Annotated in this window: 16 protein-coding genes; 8 read left to right on the top strand and 8 right to left on the bottom strand. The window is 65.3% G+C overall.

Annotated features, from left to right (window positions below; genetic code table 11):
* Positions 1-2: 2 nt before the first annotated feature.
* Positions 3-890, bottom strand: a complete 888-nt coding sequence (locus XH90_RS23385; RefSeq protein ID WP_194482782.1) for a LysR family transcriptional regulator — start codon at positions 888-890, stop codon at positions 3-5.
* A 122-nt stretch (positions 891-1,012) separates the two neighbouring features.
* Between XH90_RS23385 and XH90_RS23380 the strand changes: the two genes are divergently transcribed.
* The 6 genes from XH90_RS23380 to XH90_RS23355 all read left to right on the top strand — a co-directional run bounded on the left by XH90_RS23380 (position 1,013) and on the right by XH90_RS23355 (position 7,919).
* Positions 1,013-2,434 (top strand): amidase, encoded by a 1,422-nt coding sequence (locus tag XH90_RS23380; RefSeq protein ID WP_194476678.1) that lies wholly within the window; start codon positions 1,013-1,015, stop codon positions 2,432-2,434.
* Between the two features lie 85 nt (positions 2,435-2,519).
* Positions 2,520-3,470, top strand: a complete 951-nt coding sequence (locus XH90_RS23375) for an ABC transporter permease (protein WP_194476677.1) — start codon at positions 2,520-2,522, stop codon at positions 3,468-3,470.
* Positions 3,467-4,360 carry an ABC transporter permease gene (locus tag XH90_RS23370; protein ID WP_194476676.1) on the top strand — a complete coding sequence of 298 codons (894 nt, stop codon included), beginning with the start codon at positions 3,467-3,469 and terminating at the stop codon, positions 4,358-4,360. Before XH90_RS23375 ends, XH90_RS23370 begins: the two co-directional genes overlap by 4 nt.
* Before the next feature lie 2 nt (positions 4,361-4,362).
* Positions 4,363-5,370 (top strand): ABC transporter ATP-binding protein, encoded by a 1,008-nt coding sequence (locus tag XH90_RS23365; protein ID WP_194476675.1) that lies wholly within the window; start codon positions 4,363-4,365, stop codon positions 5,368-5,370.
* Positions 5,367-6,371, top strand: a complete 1,005-nt coding sequence (locus tag XH90_RS23360; RefSeq protein WP_194476674.1) for an ABC transporter ATP-binding protein — start codon at positions 5,367-5,369, stop codon at positions 6,369-6,371. The genes XH90_RS23365 and XH90_RS23360 overlap by 4 nt, the downstream gene beginning before the upstream one ends.
* A gap of 54 nt (positions 6,372-6,425) precedes the next feature.
* Positions 6,426-7,919: an ABC transporter substrate-binding protein gene (locus XH90_RS23355; RefSeq protein ID WP_194476673.1), complete on the top strand. Its 1,494-nt coding sequence runs from the start codon at positions 6,426-6,428 to the stop codon at positions 7,917-7,919.
* A 292-nt stretch (positions 7,920-8,211) separates the two neighbouring features.
* On the opposite strand, the gene XH90_RS23350 is transcribed toward XH90_RS23355, so the two are convergent.
* Together XH90_RS23350 and XH90_RS23345 are read right to left on the bottom strand one after the other, a co-directional pair.
* Complete coding sequence (locus XH90_RS23350; protein ID WP_194476672.1) at positions 8,212-8,832, bottom strand: alpha/beta hydrolase; 621 nt, start codon at positions 8,830-8,832, stop codon at positions 8,212-8,214.
* Positions 8,829-9,767 (bottom strand): ring-cleaving dioxygenase, encoded by a 939-nt coding sequence (locus XH90_RS23345; RefSeq protein ID WP_194476671.1) that lies wholly within the window; start codon positions 9,765-9,767, stop codon positions 8,829-8,831. Before XH90_RS23345 ends, XH90_RS23350 begins: the two co-directional genes overlap by 4 nt.
* A gap of 130 nt (positions 9,768-9,897) precedes the next feature.
* Here XH90_RS23345 and XH90_RS23340 point away from each other — a divergent pair, with 130 nt between their 5' ends.
* On the top strand, positions 9,898-10,797 hold the full coding sequence (locus tag XH90_RS23340; protein WP_194476670.1) for a LysR family transcriptional regulator: 900 nt from the start codon (positions 9,898-9,900) through the stop codon (positions 10,795-10,797).
* 29 nt (positions 10,798-10,826) lie between these two features.
* On the opposite strand, the gene XH90_RS23335 is transcribed toward XH90_RS23340, so the two are convergent.
* From XH90_RS23335 to XH90_RS23315, 5 genes are all read right to left on the bottom strand, one after another.
* Entirely contained in the window at positions 10,827-11,111 is a 285-nt protein-coding gene (locus XH90_RS23335) for a hypothetical protein (protein ID WP_194476669.1), read from the bottom strand.
* A 164-nt stretch (positions 11,112-11,275) separates the two neighbouring features.
* The gene (gene dapD / locus XH90_RS23330; protein ID WP_194476668.1) at positions 11,276-12,247 is read right to left on the bottom strand and encodes a 2,3,4,5-tetrahydropyridine-2,6-dicarboxylate N-succinyltransferase; all 972 of its coding nucleotides are present in this window, start codon (positions 12,245-12,247) and stop codon (positions 11,276-11,278) included.
* Between the two features lie 93 nt (positions 12,248-12,340).
* The gene (locus XH90_RS23325) at positions 12,341-13,222 is read right to left on the bottom strand and encodes an alpha/beta fold hydrolase (RefSeq protein WP_194482781.1); all 882 of its coding nucleotides are present in this window, start codon (positions 13,220-13,222) and stop codon (positions 12,341-12,343) included.
* Between the two features lie 158 nt (positions 13,223-13,380).
* On the bottom strand, positions 13,381-16,095 hold the full coding sequence (locus XH90_RS23320) for a hybrid sensor histidine kinase/response regulator (RefSeq protein WP_194476667.1): 2,715 nt from the start codon (positions 16,093-16,095) through the stop codon (positions 13,381-13,383).
* On the bottom strand, positions 16,092-17,135 hold the full coding sequence (locus XH90_RS23315; RefSeq protein WP_194476666.1) for an ABC transporter substrate-binding protein: 1,044 nt from the start codon (positions 17,133-17,135) through the stop codon (positions 16,092-16,094). Before XH90_RS23315 ends, XH90_RS23320 begins: the two co-directional genes overlap by 4 nt.
* 283 nt (positions 17,136-17,418) lie before the next feature.
* Here XH90_RS23315 and XH90_RS23310 point away from each other — a divergent pair, with 283 nt between their 5' ends.
* Positions 17,419-18,177, top strand: coding sequence for a hypothetical protein (locus XH90_RS23310; RefSeq protein ID WP_194476665.1), 759 nt, complete (start codon positions 17,419-17,421; stop codon positions 18,175-18,177).
* Positions 18,178-18,245 lie beyond the last annotated feature (68 nt).

Below are 18,245 nucleotides of genomic sequence, written 5' to 3'. Positions count from 1 at the left end.
CCTCACAGCCGCGCGACGACTTTCTCGGCGCACTTCAGAAATTTGGGGATCAACGGGCTCTGCGAGTCCCGCCGCCAGCATACCGCGATGTCGATGGAGTCGACTGTGTCCCGCAGCGGCCGGAATACGATGCCGCGCGGCGCGCCGAGCCTGGCGCAGGCCGGCAGGATCGCAAGACCTTCACCGGCGAGGACAAGGCTCATCGCCGAATGCGCCGTCTCGACACGGCTTGCGATCGGCATCACGATCTGATGCCGTCGCAGCAGGGCCGCGACCGCGGAGGAGGCGGGATCGCGCTCTGGCGGCGGCAGCGCGACCAGCGGACGGCCCTGCAATCGCGCCATCGGCACGGCGCCGAGACGCGCGAGCGGCGAGCGGTTCGGCATCGCCAGCATGAAGCGCTGCGCGCCGATCCGCGCCACCTGGATCTCGGGGTGATGGATCGCCGGCATGCACAGCGCTACCGTGACGCTGCGGTCGAGTAGCCGCGCCTCGCGTGTCGATGCGCTGAGGTCGACGAAGTCGAGATCAACGCCGGGAATGGATCGCCGCAGTTCGGGGATCAGTCGCGGCAGCATGGCGTTCGCCAGCACGAACATGTAGCCGACGGAGATCCGCCCGCGCCGACCGGCCGCAACCGCGCGGGCGGCTTCGATGCCATCTGCCGCAAGCGCCAGCGCCTCGCCTGCACGCGCCAGCAGGGCCTGGCCCGCGTCGGTCAGGTCCATGCCGCGCGTGCCACGGTGGAACAACGGTGCGCCGACTTCGGCCTCGAGCTTGCGGATCTGGACCGAGAGCGGCGGCTGCGCCATCCGTAGCCGCTCGGCCGCCTTGCCGACGCTGCGCGTCTCGGCCACGGCGACGAAATAGCGGAGCCGGCGAAGATCCATAGGCATACCGAAACCGTATGGGTTGACCACCAAAATCGTATTGGACGCCGAGTTAACAAAACTGTCATTCTCGTTGTCAATGCATGGGGCCAACGAAGGCCGTTTCGGAGCATGATCTGACGATGAACGGCGATCCCTGCCTGCTGTCCGCTACCGAATTGCGTCCGCTGATTGCGAACAAGCAGATTTCTCCCGTCGAAATCACCAGCGCGGTACTCGCGCGCGCCGAGGCGCTCCAGCCCAAGCTGAACTGCTTCATCACGATTTGTGGCGACGAGGCGATGGCAGCGGCACGCGAGGCCGAGCGCAAGGTCATGTCAGGCGAGCCGCTTGGTCTGCTGCATGGCCTGCCCGTTACAGTCAAGGACATCGTCAACACCAAAGGCGTGAAGACCACCTTCGGCGCCGTTCCTTACAAGGACAATGTACCCACCGAGGATGCCGTCGCGGTCGCAAAGCTGCGCGGCGCAGGCGCGATCCTGATCGGCAAGACCACGACGCCGGAATTCGGCAGCAAATGCCTGACCGATTCACCGCTGTTCGGCCGCACCCGCAATGCCTGGAGCGCGGAGCGCTCCTCCGGCGGCTCCAGTGGAGGTGCTGCCGTGGCGGTGGCGAGCGGCATCGCACCGCTGGCGATCGCGACCGACGGCGGCGGCTCGACGCGCATTCCGGCCGCCTGCAACGGCGTGGTCGGTTTGAAGCAGAGCAACGGCGTGGTCGCGCACAGCCAGGCGCTCGATGCATTCGGCAACCAGACCTATGTCACGCCGACCACGCGCACCGTCGCCGACACGGCTCTGATGATGCAGGCGATATCGGGCGAGGATGCCTGCGATCCCTGGTCGATCGGCATGCCCGTGCCCGATTTCATCGACACCGCCGCCCCGCGTGGCGATCTGCGCGGGCAAAAAATCCTGTTCTGCGCAGCGCCCCCAGGACGCCCGGTGTCAGCGGACGTCGCCGCGGCCTTCAAGGCGAGCCTCGACCGGCTCGCGAGTCTGGGCGCCGAACTCGAAGAGTTCGCCGGCGAAGGCTACGACGTCGAACCGATCTGGCGCGCCATCAACCACACCGTCTGGCGTTCGCGCTTTTCGAAGCTGGTGGCCGAGCATGGCGACGCCTTAAGCGAAGCCTTCGTCAAGCAGATTGCGCTGGCGACCAATGTCAGCGGCGTTGATTATCAGGAGGCGATGTTCGCGCGTACAGCGCTGTTCCGTCGCGTGCAATCATTGCTTGCGCGTGGGCACCTTCTGGCGATGCCGACCATCACCCGGACCGCGCTGCCGATCGACCAGGATCTGTTCGGCAAGATCGAGATTGACGGGGTGCAGTTTGACAGCGTCCGGCCGCACTGGTTCCCGTGGACCATGCCGTTCAACATGACCGGCCACCCCGCCGTCAGTTTGCCCTGCGGTTTCGGCCGCGACGGCCTGCCGATCGGGCTCCAACTCGTCGCCCGCTTCCGGGCCGATGCGGAATTGCTGCGCGCCAGCGCGCTGTTCGAGGCCTCGCACGACCTTCTCGCCCGCCGGCCGGAATGACGGCATGCACTGGCCAGCAAGGGGCTTGCGTCCGGCGTCCGGACATGTTGATCGTGCCGCTGATGAGCCCTGAGCCCGATCGCGCATGAGCGTATTTGTCCTTCGACGTGTTCTGACATTGCTGGCGACGCTGGTCGGCGCATCCGTGATCATTTTTCTGGTGCTGGACGCGTTGCCGGGCAATGCCGCCCAAATGCTGATGGGCGCCGACGCCTCGGCCGACGCGGTCCGCGCGCTCACGGTCAAGCTCGGGCTCGATCAGCCGCTGGCGGTCCGCTACGTGCAATGGATCAGGGGCCTCGTCGTCGGCGACCTCGGCAATTCCTATGTTTATGGCACACCGGTTGCGAGCCTGATCGCGGAGCGGCTGGTGCTGACCATTCCGCTCGCGATCATGTCGATGCTGATCACGGTCGTGCTGGCGCTCTCGGCCGGCATTTACACCGCTGCCAACCACAACAAGCTCGGCGATGTCGGCGTGATGTCGCTGACCCAGATCGGCATCGCGCTGCCAAACTTCTGGTTTGCCATTCTCCTGGTCCTGCTGTTCGCCGTGCGGCTGCAATGGCTTTCCGCGGGCGGATTTGCCGGCTGGGATGACGGCATCTGGCTGGGAGTCAAATCGCTGCTGCTGCCGTCGATCTCGTTGGCCGTGGTGCAGGCCGCCATTCTTGCCCGCGTCACGCGCTCGGCCGTGCTCGAAGTCCTGCGCGAGGACTTCGTCCGGACGGCGCGCGCAAAAGGGCTCGGCAAGCGCGAGGTGCTGTGGAGCCACGTGCTGCGCAATGCCATGATCCCCGTGATGACGGTGATGGGACTGCAATTCGCCAATCTGCTCGCCGGCACGATCGTGATCGAGAACGTGTTCTATCTGCCGGGCCTTGGCCGGCTGATCTTCCAGTCGATTGCCAACCGCGACCTGATCGTGGTGCGCAATTGCGTGATGCTGCTGGCCGCCATGGTCGTCATCGTCAATTTCGTGGTCGACGTGCTCTACGCCTTCATCGATCCCCGCATCAAGGTGCACGACCTGTGAGCGCGCCTCTAACCAGTTCAGTCGACGCGCCAGCCCCAACGCGCCCCTTGCCGGCAAAGACCTTCTGGGGCCGCGCGCTGCGCCATCGCAGTTTCGTGCTGGGCGGTGCACTGAGCCTGCTGGTGGTGGTCTCGGCGCTGCTGTCGCTGGTGTGGACGCCGTGGTCGCCTTACGAGATCGACATCGCCTCGAAACTCAGGCCGCCGTCGGCGGCGCACTGGCTCGGCACCGATTCCTTCGGTCGCGACATCGTCTCGCTGCTGCTCGCCGGCGCGCGCTCGACCATCCTGGTCGGCATCATCGCGGTCAGCATCGGTCTCACCTTCGGCGTCTGCCTCGGCCTGATTGCCTCGGCCAAGCGCGGCTGGACCGAAGAGATAATCATGCGCTTTTCTGACTTCACCTTCGCGTTCCCCGCCGTGCTCTCCGCGATCATGCTCGCGGCGGTCGCGGGGCCGGGCATGGTGACCTCGATCATCGCGATCGGCATCTTCCAGATCCCGACCTTGACCCGGCTGACGCGCGGCTCGGCCAATGCGATCTGGGCGCGCGAATTCGTGCTGGCCGCGCGCGCCTCGGGCAAGGGCGCCTTCCGCATCACCATCGAGCACGTGCTGCCGAACATCCTGTCGATCCTGATCGTGCAAGCGACGATCCAGTTTGCGCTCGCCATTCTTGCAGAGGCCGCTTTGTCCTATCTCGGCCTCGGCACGCAGCCGCCGCAACCGTCCTGGGGGCGTATGCTGAATGACGCGCAAACCATGTTGTTCCAGTCGCCGATGCTCGCGGTCTATCCGGGCGCTGCGATCGCCATCGCCGTGCTCGGCCTCAATCTGCTCGGCGACGGTCTTCGCGACTTGCTCGATCCCAGACTGGCGCGGGAGCGGTGACGATGGTTGATCCCGCAGCGCTGATCGAGGTCGCCAATCTCGGCGTCCGCCTCAACACAAGCCGCGGCCCAGCACAGGCCGTGCGCGGCGTCAGCTTTGCGCTGAAGCGCGGCGAGACGCTCGGGCTTGTCGGCGAATCCGGCTGCGGCAAGTCGGTCACGGCGCTATCGCTGATGGGATTGCTGCCTGACAGCGCGGCTGTGACCGGCAGCATCAAGCTTGATGGCAAAGAGCTCGCGCGGCTTCCGGATGCTGAATACTGCAAGCTGCGCGGCAACCGCATCAGCATGATCTTCCAGGAGCCGATGACGGCTCTCAACCCGATGCACACGATCGGCCATCAGGTTGCAGAACCCTTGCGGCGTCACAAGAAATATTCCGCCGCGCAGGCGCGGAGGGAGGCGATCGCCTTGCTCGACCGCGTCGGGCTGCCCGATCCGGCAAAACGCATCGATGCCTATCCGCACCAGTTCTCCGGCGGCCAGCGCCAGCGCGTCACGATTGCGATGGCGCTGGCCTGCGAGCCCGATCTGTTGATCGCGGACGAGCCCACCACCGCGCTCGACGTCACCATCCAGGGCCAGATCCTCGATCTCATCGCCGATCTGGTCGAGGAGCGCGGCATGTCGATGATCCTGATCTCGCACGATCTCGGCGTCATCGCCGAGAATGTGCAGCGCATGATGGTGATGTATGGCGGCACGGTGGTCGAGAGCGGGCCGACCGACGAGGTGTTCCGCCGCATGGGCCATCCGTACACGCAAGGCCTGTTCCGTGCCCGTCCAAAACTCGGTGCGCGCAAGGGGACGCGGCTGACGACGATCTCGGGCACGGTGCCGGAGCTCGCCGATCTGCCGGTCGGCTGCGCCTTCGGCGAGCGCTGTCCGCTGGTCGAGGAAAGATGTCGTGCGGCGCTGCCGCCGATGGTCGAGGTCGGCCCGGGCCACGCCGTGCGCTGCGTGCGCACCGATGTGTCGATGGCCGCGAATGTCGAGGCGCTGTCCGCATGACCACAGCACCTCTTCTCGACGTCAGGAATCTCGAGCAGCGCTACGCGCTGCCGCGCGAAAGCCTGTTTCGTCCGCCCGGAGAGGTGTGCGCGCTCAACGGCGTCAGCGTGCAGGTCCAGGCCGGCAAGAGCCTCGGCATCGTCGGCGAATCCGGATCCGGCAAGTCGACCTTCGCGCGCGTCGTGATGGCGCTGGAGCGGCCGACGGCGGGGCAGGTCACGCTGCTCGGCCGCGATCTCAACCGCATCTCGCCTGATGAATTGCGCCGCGCACGCCGCGATTTCCAGATGGTGTTCCAGGATCCTTACGGCTCGCTCGACCCGCGCCAGACCATCGCGCGGATCGTCGCCGAGCCGCTCACCGTGCTTGACGATGCCGACCGCAATACGTTCCGAGCCCGCGTTGCCGCCGTGCTGAAGCAGGTCGGCCTGCGCGAAGCGGACATGGACAAATATCCGCACGAATTCTCCGGCGGCCAGCGCCAGCGAATCGCCATTGCGCGCGCGCTGATCACGCAACCCAAACTGATCGTCGCGGATGAACCCGTCTCCGCGCTCGACGTCTCCGTGCAGGCCCAGGTGCTGAACCTGATGCAGGACCTCCAGGAGCAGTTCGGCCTCAGCTACATCCTGATCAGCCACGACCTTGCCGTCGTCGACTATCTCTGCGACGAGGTCGCGGTGATGTATCTCGGCCGCGTGGTCGAGCAGGGGCGGCCGGAAGACCTGTTCGAGCGCTGCGCCCATCCCTATACGCGGGCGCTGCTGGACGCCGTGCCGCGGGCACGCGCCGGGGGCGGTCGGCGGCGGCGCGGCGCCCAGGCGATCGCCTCGCAATCGGCGGCGGCGACCGGATGCCCCTATGTTGCGCGTTGTCCGCTCGCCGACCAGCATTGCAGCGAGGTTCCGCCCTTGCTACGCAGGGTGGGCGAGGGACATCTCGCCGCCTGCCACAAGGCGGAGGCCGTGATGGCATTGCCGCAGGCGGGCCTGGAAGGTTAGTGTCCGCCCGAGGATTGGCGTAGGCTGGAAACAGAGAAGGCCGGGGAGTTAGGCATGTTGAAGAAGCTTTCGATCGTCGCTTTTGCCGCCGCATTGGCCGCGGCGCCGCTGCCGGTGCTGGCGCAGGGCAAGAAGGACAGCGTCGTCATGGGCATGACGCTGGAGCCGCCGGGGCTCGATCCCACCAATGCCGCCGCCGCCGCGATCGCCGAGGTCACGCTCTACAACATCTATGAGACCCTGACCAAGATCAACGAGGACGGCTCGGTCTCGCCGCTGCTGGCCGAGAGCTGGACGGCATCGCCCGATTTGAAGACGTATACCTTCAAGCTGCGCAAGGGCGTCAAATTCCAGAACGGCGAGGCTTTCAATTCAGCCGCCGTCAAATTCTCGTTCGAGCGCAACGCGGCCGCGAACAGCACCAACAAGGACAAGAGCCTGTACCAGGCGTTCGAGAAGGTCGACGCGCCCGACGCCGACACGGTCGTGCTGACGCTGAAATATCCCGAGCCGAACCTGCCGTTCCTGCTGGGGCAGGCGAGCGGCTCGATCGTCGAGCCGAAGAGCGCGGCGACCAACATCACCCAGCCGGTCGGCACCGGGCCGTACCAGCTGGGCGGCTGGGTCAAGGGCTCCTCGCTCACGCTGAACAAATGGGCCGACTACCGCAACGCCTCCGCGATCAAGCTGTCCAAGGTGACGATCCGCTTCATCGGCGATCCGGCCGCGCAGATTGCAGCGCTGCTGTCCGGGGACGTCGATGCGTTCCCGCGCGTCACCACCCGCGGTGTTGCGCAGTTCAAGAACGATCCGCGCTTCACCGTGCTGATCGGCGGCTCCAAGGCCAAGACCATCGTCGCCATCAACGAGAAGAAGAAGCCGCTCGACGACGTCAGGGTGCGCCGTGCGATCCTCGCCGCCATCGACCGCAAGGCGATGATCGACGGCGCGGTCGAAGGCTTCGGCACGCCGATCGGCAGCTTCTACACGCCGGGCTCGCTCGGCTATGTCGACACGACTGGCATCAACCCTTACGATCCGGAGAAGGCGAAGAAGCTGCTGGCCGAGGCCGGCGTCACCACGCCGCTCGAGCTCAGCCTGAAGCTGCCGCCGCCGCCCTACGCGCGGCAGGGCGGCGAGATCCTCGCGGCCCAGCTCGCCAAGGTGGGCATCGTCGCCAAGATCGAGAATGTCGAGTGGGCGCAGTGGCTGTCGCAGGTGTTCGCGCCGAACGGGCCGCACAATTACGACCTCACCATCGTCTCGCATGTCGAGCCGTTCGATCTCGTCAAGCTGACCGAGCCCGACTTCTATCTCGGCTACAACAGCGAGGCCTTCAACGCGCTGTACAAGCAGATCGTGTCGACGCCTGACCAGGCCGGCCGCGCCAAGCTGCTTGGCGATGCCCAGAAGATGCTGGCGACCGATGCCGTGGCCGGCTTCCTGTTCCAGCCGCAATGGCCGACGGTCATCAACAAGAAGCTGAAGGGCGTCTGGAAGGAAGTCCCGCAGTTCGAGAACGATTTCTCGGCCTGGTCCTGGGAGTGAACCGCTCACCCAGGTCGAAGCTGACAGGTTGATTTTGACCTCTCCCCGTCGAGGGAGAGGTCATTTTTTGATCGCATCGAAGCAAGATCTGCAAAACAACCCCATGCACAGTAGACGGGGACAGTGCTTTCAATGGCTTGCGCGGCCCGCTTGAGCGCTTGTGCAATTTCGCGGCAAAGTTGACCCGTCGGGCAAAACACTGGCATGATGACATCATCGCGAGCCACCACCGGGCACTGGTCCTGCCGATGAGAAGCGACGCACCGTCCGAAGACGATGCGCCGCCCGTTGCTCACGCCGCTTTCGCCTCGACACTGCCGATCCAGTTGCGGGCCAGCGTCACGTCTGCTTGCGATATCTGATGACCTGCCGGCAAGACCTTGTGGTCGATCCGCGCCCCTGCGTCCGACAACAGCGCTGCAAGCTTGGCCGAATTGCTCGCCGGCACGATCGGATCGGCCTGCCCGGACAGCAGCAGAACGGGCTTGCCGTCGAGTTTAGCCATGGGCGGATCCGACAGCGGCACCATGGCGCGCAGCAGGATCGCGCCGGCCAGCACCTCCGGCTTCAGCAGCAACAGCGCGGCTGCGATGTTGGCGCCATTGGAGAAGCCGACCGCAACGGGCGCGGCGATGCCGTATTGCGTCCGCGCGTCGGCGACGAAGTCGGCGAGTTCGATCGCGCGGCGGCGCACGTCGGTCTCGTCGAACACGCCTTCGGCAAGGCGGCGGAAGAAGCGCGGCATGCCGTGCTCGAGCACGCGGCCGCGCGGCGAGAGCAGCGCTGAGCCCGGCGAGATCATCTTGCCGAGCCCGAGCAGATCGTTCTCGTCGCCACCGGTGCCGTGCAGCAGCAGCAGAGGTGGGGAGCCCGCGCTGGTCGCGGGCTCGAAACGATGGATGAAGTCGGTCATGACGCGGTCTCTTCCAGGCTCGGCAGCACGCCTTCGATCTGCTTGCGATGCTGTTCGAGGAAGCTGGGCAGCTTCAGGTCACGTCCAAGCGTCGCCACGGGCTCGTCCACGGCGAAGCCGGGGATGTCGGTTGCGATCTCGAACAGAACGCCGCCGGGCTCGCGGAAGTAGATCGAGCGGAAGTAGTTGCGGTCCCGCTGCTCGGTCGGATGCAGGCCATGACTGGTCACGAGCCTCTCGGCCATCTTGCCCTGCTCGGCATCATCGGCCGCGCGGAAGGCGATGTGGTGCACCGAGCCGCCGCCCTGGTGGCCGCGCAGAAAGCCCTTGGCCTCGTAGATGTCGACGACGCTGCCCTCGGCATCGCCAGGCGCCTTGAAGCGGATCACCGAGCCTTCGCGGCCCGTCTCCTTGAAGCCGAACACATCGGTGAGGACGGCGGCCGTCTTCGCCGCGCTATCGAGCAGCAGGGTCACGCCGTGGAAGCCACGGATCGCATGCTCTGATGGCACGTCGCCATTGCTCCAGCCGGGCTCGTTCTCGGCGCCGGGGACGCCGACAAGGGCCAGCGCCATGCCGTCAGGGTCGGTGAACGGCAGCACGGACTCGCCAAAACGCTTTTCGAGCGCCTCGTAGGCAATGCCCTTCTCGATGAAGCGCTGCGTCCAGAAGCCGAGCGAGCGTTGCGGCACGCGAAACGCGGTCTGATGGGTCTCGCCGACGCCCCGTCGTCCCGGAGACACGCCAGCCCAGGGGAAGAAGGTCAGGATGGTGCCGGGGCGGCCGGTCTCGTCGCCGTAATAGAAGTGATAGGTGCCGGGATCGTCGAAATTGACCGTCTTCTTGACGAAGCGCAGGCCGAGATCCCTGGTGTAGAAGCCGAAATTGCGGATGGGGTCGCCGGCAATCGCGGTGACATGGTGCAGTCCAGACATTGTCGTCCTCCAAAAACTCGGGGAGCGGGTCTTGCTCTCTGGCCGGAAATATCGTTCCGCTTTGGATTGGAGACAATCTATGCAAATATGACGGCTATGTCTACGATTTGGAAACAATCGAGGCCCGGCCTTGGATAAGGTCGCCAGCCTCCGGGCCTTCGTGAAAGTGGTCGAAAGCGGCAGCTTTGCCGAGGCCGGGCGGCAATTGCGGCTGTCGCGCTCGGCGATCAGCAAATACATCGCCGACCTCGAGGAGAGCCTCGGCGTCCAGCTTTTGAACAGGACCACCCGTCACGCCAGCCCGACCGAGAACGGCCAGCGCTATTTCGAGCGGGCGGTCGTCATCCTCTCGGAGATCGAGGCCGCCGACCAGGCCGTGGCGCAGGCCCAGTCGGCGCCGCGGGGCCTGCTGCGGGTCAATGCGCCGATGTCGTTCGGTACGATGCGGCTCGGGCCCGCGCTCGCGGACTTCATGGAGACGTATCCGGAGCTTCAGCTCCAGATCGTGCTGAGCGACGATTTGCTCGATCCGGTGCAGGACGGTTTTGACGTGACCTTGCGGATTGCCGAGCTGGAATCCTCGAGCCTGATCGCGCGAAAAATCATCCCGGTGCCGCGCATGATCTGCGCTTCGCCCGATTATCTCGCACGTCACGGCACGCCAAAGCATCCGCAGGATCTGCGCGCGCATGCCTCGCTCACCTACGGCTTCCTGCTGACGGGCAATCAGTGGAAGCTGTCAGGCCGCGATGGCGACCACTGGATCCAGCCGGACTGGTCGCTCTGCGTCAACAATGCCGAAGTGCTTCGTGATGCCGCGATCAAGGGCAGGGGCCTCGCGCTGCTGCCGGAGTTCATTGCCGCTGATGCTTTGAAGAGGGGCGAGTTGCGGACGGTGCTCGATGATTATTCGGCGCCGCCGCTTGCGCTCTATGCGGTGTATCCGCCGACGCGGCATTTGTCGGTGAAGGTGCGGCTGTTCATCGATTTTCTGGTCGAGCGGTTTGGGCGGGAGGAGGCGGCGGGCTGAGGCGCCGAGGCGGGGAATGTGGACTCAGATCAAATGCCACGCTTGCTGTCGGGCAATCCGAGAATAATGCCAAGGAACCAACCGCCAAAGAAAGAGACGATCAGCATGAGGAGATCGGTCGTAACGGAAGGACCGAACTCCTGCGGGCCTCGAACCCGATCAAACCCGATGAGCCCCAGCGCACAAGCTCCCGCGGAGAATACGGGCAAAAACACTGCGAGCCGTCCCTGAGGGTTCTGTGACAGAGCCCTGGATCGACGGTACGAGATCGCGGCACTCGAGACGATCACGATCAGACAGGCAGTGAGGAACATGGACATTATCCTTCGTGCCTTGCAGCGTACTCGCTAGATCAAAAGAAAGCCTTTCCGAGCAGATCGAAGTTTATCGATTGCCGTATGGATTGATATCTGTAACCGCACACGATGCGGACGAAGTCAGCTCTGGGTCCACTAGCGCAAGCCGCGATCGGGCTTGCCTAGCCGTGAAGCTGCGCGTTCAGGCCGTCCCAATTTCCCTTGCGTTTTGTCGCCTCGAGCGCGCCGCTCTGGGAATTGCGGCGAAAGAGAAGGCCCTTCTGGCCCGAGAGTTCCTTGGCTTTCACGACGCGGCCATCTTCCAACAGAATGCGCGCGCCTGCCGTGACGTAGCAGCCTGCTTCGACGATGCAATCGTCACCCAGTGAAATGCCGATACCGGCGTTGGCTCCGATCAGGCAGCGCTCGCCAACCGTGATCTTCTCTTTGCCTCCGCCTGACAGCGTCCCCATGATCGAGGCGCCGCCGCCAATGTCGCTGCCGCTTGCCACGACCACGCCGGCGCTGATCCGGCCTTCGACCATGCAGGGACCGAGCGTGCCCGCATTGAAGTTGCAAAAGCCCTCATGCATCACGGTAGTGCCCGGAGCCAGATGGGCGCCGAGCCTGACGCGATCCGCATCCGCAATTCTCACGTCCGCAGGCGTCACGTAATCTGTCATGCGGGGAAACTTGTCGATGCCTGCAACCTCGAAGGCGAGACCACGCTTTCGCGCCAGCAGCCGCACATCCGTGACGCGCGCGGGTTCGCAGGGACCGAGGCTCGTCCAGGCTACGTTGGGCAACAGACCGAAAATGCCGTCGAGGTTCAGGCTATTCGGCTGGACCAGCCGGTGGCTCAACAGATGCAGGCGAAGATAGGCGTCGTGCACGTCCGTCGGCGCGGATTCGAGAGAGCCAATGCTTGTGCGGACGGCAACGATGTCGACGTTGCGGATGTCGTCGTGTCGCGCATAGCCGTCGGCCAGCTCGCCCAACGATTTGACGATCTCGTCATTCGTAAGCCGGACCGTCGCCGTCTTGTCGGCCTCCGCAACCAGGGTTGGCTTGAGAAACCAGGAATCCAGCACGCGACCGTCGGCGGTAACAGTCGCAAATCCCTCGCCCCGCGCGCCCTTCAGCTCCATCGCCATTTGAATTCCTCCCAGTGCAATCCTTCGCAGTGGATACGCGAGTTCTCGCCAGGGGGAAAGCCGGGCTGAGGCGCGTCAGCCCGGCTCGTCGCCTTATTTCCTGCCGTCGAGGAACTCGCGGACCGCCTTGATGGTCGCCGCCGGATCCTCTTCCATCAGCCAGTGCCCGGCGCCAGGGACCACCACTTCGGTGACATCGCTCGCCGCATTGCGCATCACGACCGCTTCCATCTTGCCAAATGACTTTTCGCCGCCGACGGCGAGCACGGGCATGGTCAGCTTGGTCGAGATCTGCTTCTTGTTGTCCTCGGCGTCGGTACGGATCGCCCTGAACTGGGCGAAGGCGGAATGCATCGCGCCCGGCTGCGCATAGAGTTTTGCGTAGTGGCGGCGCGTCGCTTCGTCGACCTTGGAAGGCGTGCCGGCAAACTCGTTCCAGAAGCGGTCGAGATAGATGCGCTCGCGGCCCTTGACCAGCCGCTCCATGTCGGGGCCGCCGAAATCGAAGTGCCAGAGCTGCGGGCTGCGGACGATCTCGTCCCACGGCGGCACGCCGGGGACGGGGGCATCCATGACGACCAGCTTCTCGGTCAGGTCGCGGTAGCGCGCCGCGTAGGCATACGCGACCATGGTGCCGATGTCGTGTCCGACGACGACGGCCTTGTCGATGCCGAGCGACTGTAGGACGGCCCGCATATCGGCGGCCTGGCTCCATTTGTCGTAGCCGGTTTCGGGCTTGGCCGAGAGGCCCATGCCGCGCAAATCAGGCACGACCACGGTGTGGTCGCGAACGAGGTCCGCGCCAAGCTTCGCCCACATGTCGCCGGTGTCGCCAAAACCGTGGATCAGGATCACGGCGGGTCCCTTGCCGCCGACGCGCACGTGGATCTGCGTGCCGTTGGCCGGGATGGTTTTGGTCTGGAAGCTGGACGGGAAGGGTTCCTCGGCGCGGGCGGCCGCCGGCGCGAGCAACATGAGGAGAATGGCGAGATGTCTTGCGCGCACGGGCGGTCCTTATCATTTTGTGTTTCGGATCGCAGAGGTAGTTGGAGACCGATCGATCTACAACAGGAATCCGTGCGAGCGGCCGTAGCAATCGTGCGAGATTGCAATCTCTCGGCCGGATCGCATTTTCAATGCGATCCGACCTCGTCCTTCGAGAGAGATGGGTGCTCCGCGGGCGCGAGCAGGTCGTCGAGCGCGTTCATCGAGGCTTCTCGAAGCGCGGCGAGCTCGCGCGCGGCATCCTGACATTCGCCTGAAGACATCGATGGCGCTGCCTGCTCGACGTCACGACAGCGATCGAACAGTCGGACGAGGCCCAGCGCACTCGCCGCGCTGCCGAGCTGGTGCGCGGATTGCGCAAGCTGTTTGTGATCGCCGGCTGCGGCGGCGGCAGCGATGTCGGCGATCAGCTTTTCGCCTGTCTCGTCGAGCAATCGATGCAGCTTCGCGATCTGCGAGGTGCCGAGCAGGTCCTTCTGGTCGGCGAGAAAGTGCCGGTCGATCAAGGCTCCGGTTTCCGGCCGCGGATCCGCCGCGCCTCGTTCGGGCTCGTTTTCGAGCGCCTCGCGAAGCGCGTTCATGAGGATCGGCTTGCTGACGACCTTGCCGATCCCGGCGGCGGTCAGGCGCTCGCGGGTGTCGCGGGACACGTCGGCGGTCACGACGATGATCCGCGGCATCGGTTGCAGCGGGAGCTGCCGAATGCGCGTGGCCGCCTCGACGCCGTCCATGTCGGGCATGTGCAGGTCCATCAGGACCACGTCGAACGGCTGTTTGCCGGCGAGCGCGACGGCGGCGGCACCGTTCCTCGCGATCGCGGCGCGGTGCCCGAGCCTGATCAGAATGGCTTCGCCGACCTCGCAATTCACGGGGTCGTCGTCGACCAGCAGCACGCGGAATTGCCGCGACGGCGGCGGAAGCGCGCCGAGTGCGATGCCGCTCGCGGCCAGGCCGAGCGGCACGAGAAGCGTGAACACGCTGCCGGCGCCCGGCGCGCTCTCCACCGTCAGCTCGCCGCGCATCAGCCGCGTCAGGCGGCGCGCGATCGCAAGGCCAAGGCCGGTGCCGCCGAACCGCCGCGCGATGCTGTCGTCGGCCTGCACGAAATCCTCGAAGATCCGCTCGTGCATGTCGGGTGCGATGCCGATGCCGGTGTCGCGGACGATGACGCGCAGCAGCGCATGATCGTCATGCCGTTCGGCGGTCGCGCTCAGCGCGATGCCGCCGCTCGGGGTGAACTTGATGGCGTTGCCGATCAAATTGAGCAGGATGCGGTTGAGCCGGACGGGATCGCCGTGAACGGAGCTGTTGACTGTCGCATCGCAGGCGAGGTCGAAGGAGAGGCCCTTGCCGAACGCCTGCGGACGCATCAGGTCGACGGCCGTCTCGATCAGCTGGTCGAGGCGGAAGTCGCGCGTCTCCAGCGCCTCCGTGCTGGCCTCCAGGCGTGCATATTCGAGAATGGCGTCGACCAGGGCGATCAGCGTTTCGCCCGAGGCGGCGGCGGTCGCGAGGTGGCGGCGCTGGACTTCGCCGAGCCGGCCGTCGTCGAGCAGTTGCAGAACGCCCATGACGCCGTTGAGCGGCGTGCGCAGCTCGTGGCTGACGACGGCGAGGAAGCGCGATTTGGTCTCGTTGGCCGCGACCGCGACGCTGCGCGCGCGCTCGGCCGCATCGTGCTCGGCAAGGGCGTGATCGCGCGCCTTCTCGAGCTCGGAGGTGCGCTCGATCACCTTGCGCTCGAGCGTCGCATAGGACTCGTGCAGATGTGCGGCCATCCGGTTGAACTGGTCGCCGAGCGCCTCCAGCTCGTCGCCGGTCTTGATGGCGAGCCGCAGCCCGAGATCGCCGCTGCCGATCCGCTGGGCACCCTGGCTCAGCATCTGGATCGGCACGGTCATGCGCCGGCTGAGCCAGAGCGACACCAGCGTCGCGAAGGCCAGGAGGACGATCAGCAGAAACGCCGACCGTCCGATCGAGGCGTAGATCGGCGCGTAGGCTTCGCTGAGCGGAAGCTCGGCGAACACCAGCCAGCCGAGCGAAGGCACCGTGGCGTAGGTCGACAGCACGCGCTGACCGGAAAAATCCTCCTTGATGAGGCCGCCCGAGGGGGGGCCGACCCCGTCGAGCGCGGCGCGCACGTCCGGATGCGAGGAGAGATCGCTGCGGCGGAGTGCCGGCCACAAATCGGGATGCGCGATCAGCACGCCGAGGCGGTCGACCACATAGGCCTTGCCCGTATTGCCGACCCTGATCCCGGCGACGAGGTCCCAGATGAAACGCAGATTGACCTCGGCGACCACCACGTTGGGCGTGCTGCCGGCCCCGCGCACCGCAATCGTCATGAACGGCTCGGTGTCGTCGAAGAAGTAGACCGGCCCGTAATAGGCCCGGCTTTCATTGGCGCCGCGAAAGGCGGCAGAGGAGGAATGGTCGACGTTGCTGCCGACCCTGTCCGCGACACGGCGCGACACGCGCACCTGCTCGCGGCCCTTTGCATCGAGCTCGGTCAATTCGGCGATCGCGGGCGACAGACGCAGCAGGCGGATGGCGTTGAGGCGCTCGTCCTCGTTGGTCGACAGCTCCGGAGGCAGGCGCGAGAGCCATCTGATCTGGTTTTCGATCTGGCCGACGAACTGGCCGATCTGGATCGCCGCGCTTGCGGCCTGCTCGCGCTGGGCTGCGGCGAGAAGCTGCTTCTGCTCGCGATAGGAGAACCAGACGTCGAAGCCGGTATTGATGGCGAGCGCGGCAAAGGCGAGGGCGACGATCGCGTAGAGATATTTGCGGAACAGCCGGCCCGGAGGCGTCCGCAAATGTCCCTGGTCGATCTCTTCGTTCACTCGCGGATCTCGTCGGCGCGCGCCAGCAGGGTGAACGGGATCTTCAGCCCGAGCGCCTTGGCAACGGTGCGGTTGATCAGCAGCTCGTATTTTCGCGGCGACTGCACCGGCAGATCGCCGGCCTTGGTGCCGCGCAGGATGAGATCGACGTAATCGGCCGAGCGCACCTCCAGCGTCGGCCCGTAGCTCATCAGCCCGCCCGCCTCGATGAAATAGTGGAACGGATAGATCATGGGCACGCCATACCTGGCGGTCGTCGCGACGATCGCTCGCCGGTTGATCACGAGAAAACTGTCGACCAGCGAGATCATCGCCGCCTTCGGCGGCTCGGCGAAACGTCCGATCGCGCCGTCGATCTCCGCTACGGTGCCGATGGGCGCAAGCACCACCGCGACGCCCGAGGAAGCGGCCTCCTGCTCGAGCGAGTCGAGGTAGTAGCGTCCGGCGCGAGGCGTGCTCGCCGGATTGAACAGGACGCCGACGCGCTGGATGTCCGGAACGGCCTCCTTGATGAGCTGAAGCCATTTGCCGCCCATCTCGGGCGTGCTGCTGGTGAAGCCCGTGACATTGCCGCCGGGGTGGGCAAGGCTTTGAACGAAGCCATTGCCGACGGGGTCGTTCGAGGTCGCGAAGACGATCGGGATCGTGGTGGTGGCCGCCATCATGGCTGCGGTATCGACGGTCGAGCCGGTCAGGATGACATCGGGCTCGAGATCGATGAGCTCTTGCACCGCGGTCTTCATCTGCGCCGGTCCGCCGAACGTCGAGCGGATCTCGAAACGATAGTTGACGCCTTCGACCCAGCCGCGTTGTCGCAAGCCCGCGATCAGCGCGCCGAGGCGGGAGGTCGAACTCTCGGTGATATTTCGCCTGGTCAACTCGTCGTCGAGCGGCAGGCCGGTGATAGAGGCGACGATTCGGATGCGATCCGACGTTGCGCCTGATGCGAGGAAGCCTGCCGCAGTTGCGCCCGCAAGCCGAATGAAATCGCGGCGGGCGACCGCCGGCACAACGCGGGCAGGAGCAAGCCGCTCAGTCATGAAATGTTTCGCAAAAGTTGTCCCGGCGATGTGCATAACGCGAAAGGCTTGCGACCACAATTGATGAAAAAATGCGCTTGTGAATGTTCATTCGCAGCCACGGGCAGCCCGATACCGTATTGCTACGTAAATCGCTGTTTCGATCGATGTCCGCTCCGTGATGCCTCGTAACGCCTTGTGGCATTGCAACATTTCCGTCCCGGTTGAGACGCGTTTCGCGGAGGCCGATTAACGAACCGCCGATTTTTGAGTCGTTGTTTCCAGTTGTTTTCGAAGGTTTACGATGCGCAAAATCTACCTCGCCTCGGCCCTGGTTGGCCTTCTCACCACTGTTGCGGTCGGGCCGCTGGCCGCCCAGGGCGCGACGCCCAAGCAGAAAGCCGTGGCCGCTCCGAAAGCGGTCGCGGCGGGCGCTCCGCCGGTTGCAGCAGCCCCCGCCGCTGCGGCGCCGGCCGCCTCTACCGAGACCGCTGCGGCGTCCGCCGACGACAAGGTCAAGGCGATCGACGGTTTCCGCTCCGCCAAGTTCGGCATGAACGAGGCCGACGTCCGCGCGGCGATGGCCAAGGACTTCAACCCGAAGGCCGACGCCATCAAGGCCCAGGACAACCCGTCCGAGCTGACCCACAGCGTGCTGCTCTCCGTTCCGGAGCTGCTGCAGAACGGCGGCACCGCCGAGCTCTCCTACGTGTTCGGCTACAAGACCAAGTCGCTGATCCAGGTCGGTGCGGTCTGGTCCAAGGCCACCGATGCGGCCATGACGCCGGAGAAGCTGTTCTCCAACGCCAACATCCTGCGGGCGCACTTCCTCAGCGAGGGCTTCAAGCCCGAATCGATCGCGGTCAACATGCCCGTGAACGGCGGCATCGTGATGTTCCGCGGCAGCGACACCAAGGATCGTTCGGTGATCCTGCTGCTCCAGGGCACGTTCGAGAACAAGGAGAACAATCAGCGCGTGCTCACGCCGACGGGCCTGCTGCTGTTCTACGTGGCCGACGCCAAGAGCCCCGACGTCTTCAAGCTCCCGCCCGGCCAGTTCTGACCGCGGGCGATCTCTCGTCGTTCTCCCACGTGGTCGTGGATCGGCGCCAATGCCGATGAAGAGGGACT

The sequence above is a fragment of the Bradyrhizobium sp. CCBAU 53338 genome (assembly GCF_015291665.1).
Taxonomy (GTDB): Bacteria; Pseudomonadota; Alphaproteobacteria; order Rhizobiales; family Xanthobacteraceae; genus Bradyrhizobium.
The sequence above is the reverse complement of the archived record's forward strand: the minus strand, read 5'-3'. Positions and strand labels throughout refer to the sequence as shown.

Coding starts and splice junctions, on each gene's coding strand:
- XH90_RS23385 (WP_194482782.1), bottom strand. CDS start 890: ATGGATCTTCGCCGGCTCCGCTATTTCGTCGCCGTGGCCGAGACGCGC.
- XH90_RS23380 (WP_194476678.1), top strand. CDS start 1,013: ATGAACGGCGATCCCTGCCTGCTGTCCGCTACCGAATTGCGTCCGCTG.
- XH90_RS23375 (WP_194476677.1), top strand. CDS start 2,520: ATGAGCGTATTTGTCCTTCGACGTGTTCTGACATTGCTGGCGACGCTG.
- XH90_RS23365 (WP_194476675.1), top strand. CDS start 4,363: ATGGTTGATCCCGCAGCGCTGATCGAGGTCGCCAATCTCGGCGTCCGC.
- XH90_RS23360 (WP_194476674.1), top strand. CDS start 5,367: ATGACCACAGCACCTCTTCTCGACGTCAGGAATCTCGAGCAGCGCTAC.
- XH90_RS23355 (WP_194476673.1), top strand. CDS start 6,426: ATGTTGAAGAAGCTTTCGATCGTCGCTTTTGCCGCCGCATTGGCCGCG.
- XH90_RS23350 (WP_194476672.1), bottom strand. CDS start 8,832: ATGACCGACTTCATCCATCGTTTCGAGCCCGCGACCAGCGCGGGCTCC.
- XH90_RS23345 (WP_194476671.1), bottom strand. CDS start 9,767: ATGTCTGGACTGCACCATGTCACCGCGATTGCCGGCGACCCCATCCGC.
- XH90_RS23335 (WP_194476669.1), bottom strand. CDS start 11,111: ATGTTCCTCACTGCCTGTCTGATCGTGATCGTCTCGAGTGCCGCGATC.
- dapD (WP_194476668.1), bottom strand. CDS start 12,247: ATGGCGATGGAGCTGAAGGGCGCGCGGGGCGAGGGATTTGCGACTGTT.
- XH90_RS23325 (WP_194482781.1), bottom strand. CDS start 13,222: ATGTTGCTCGCGCCGGCGGCCGCCCGCGCCGAGGAACCCTTCCCGTCC.
- XH90_RS23315 (WP_194476666.1), bottom strand. CDS start 17,135: ATGACTGAGCGGCTTGCTCCTGCCCGCGTTGTGCCGGCGGTCGCCCGC.
- XH90_RS23310 (WP_194476665.1), top strand. CDS start 17,419: ATGCGCAAAATCTACCTCGCCTCGGCCCTGGTTGGCCTTCTCACCACT.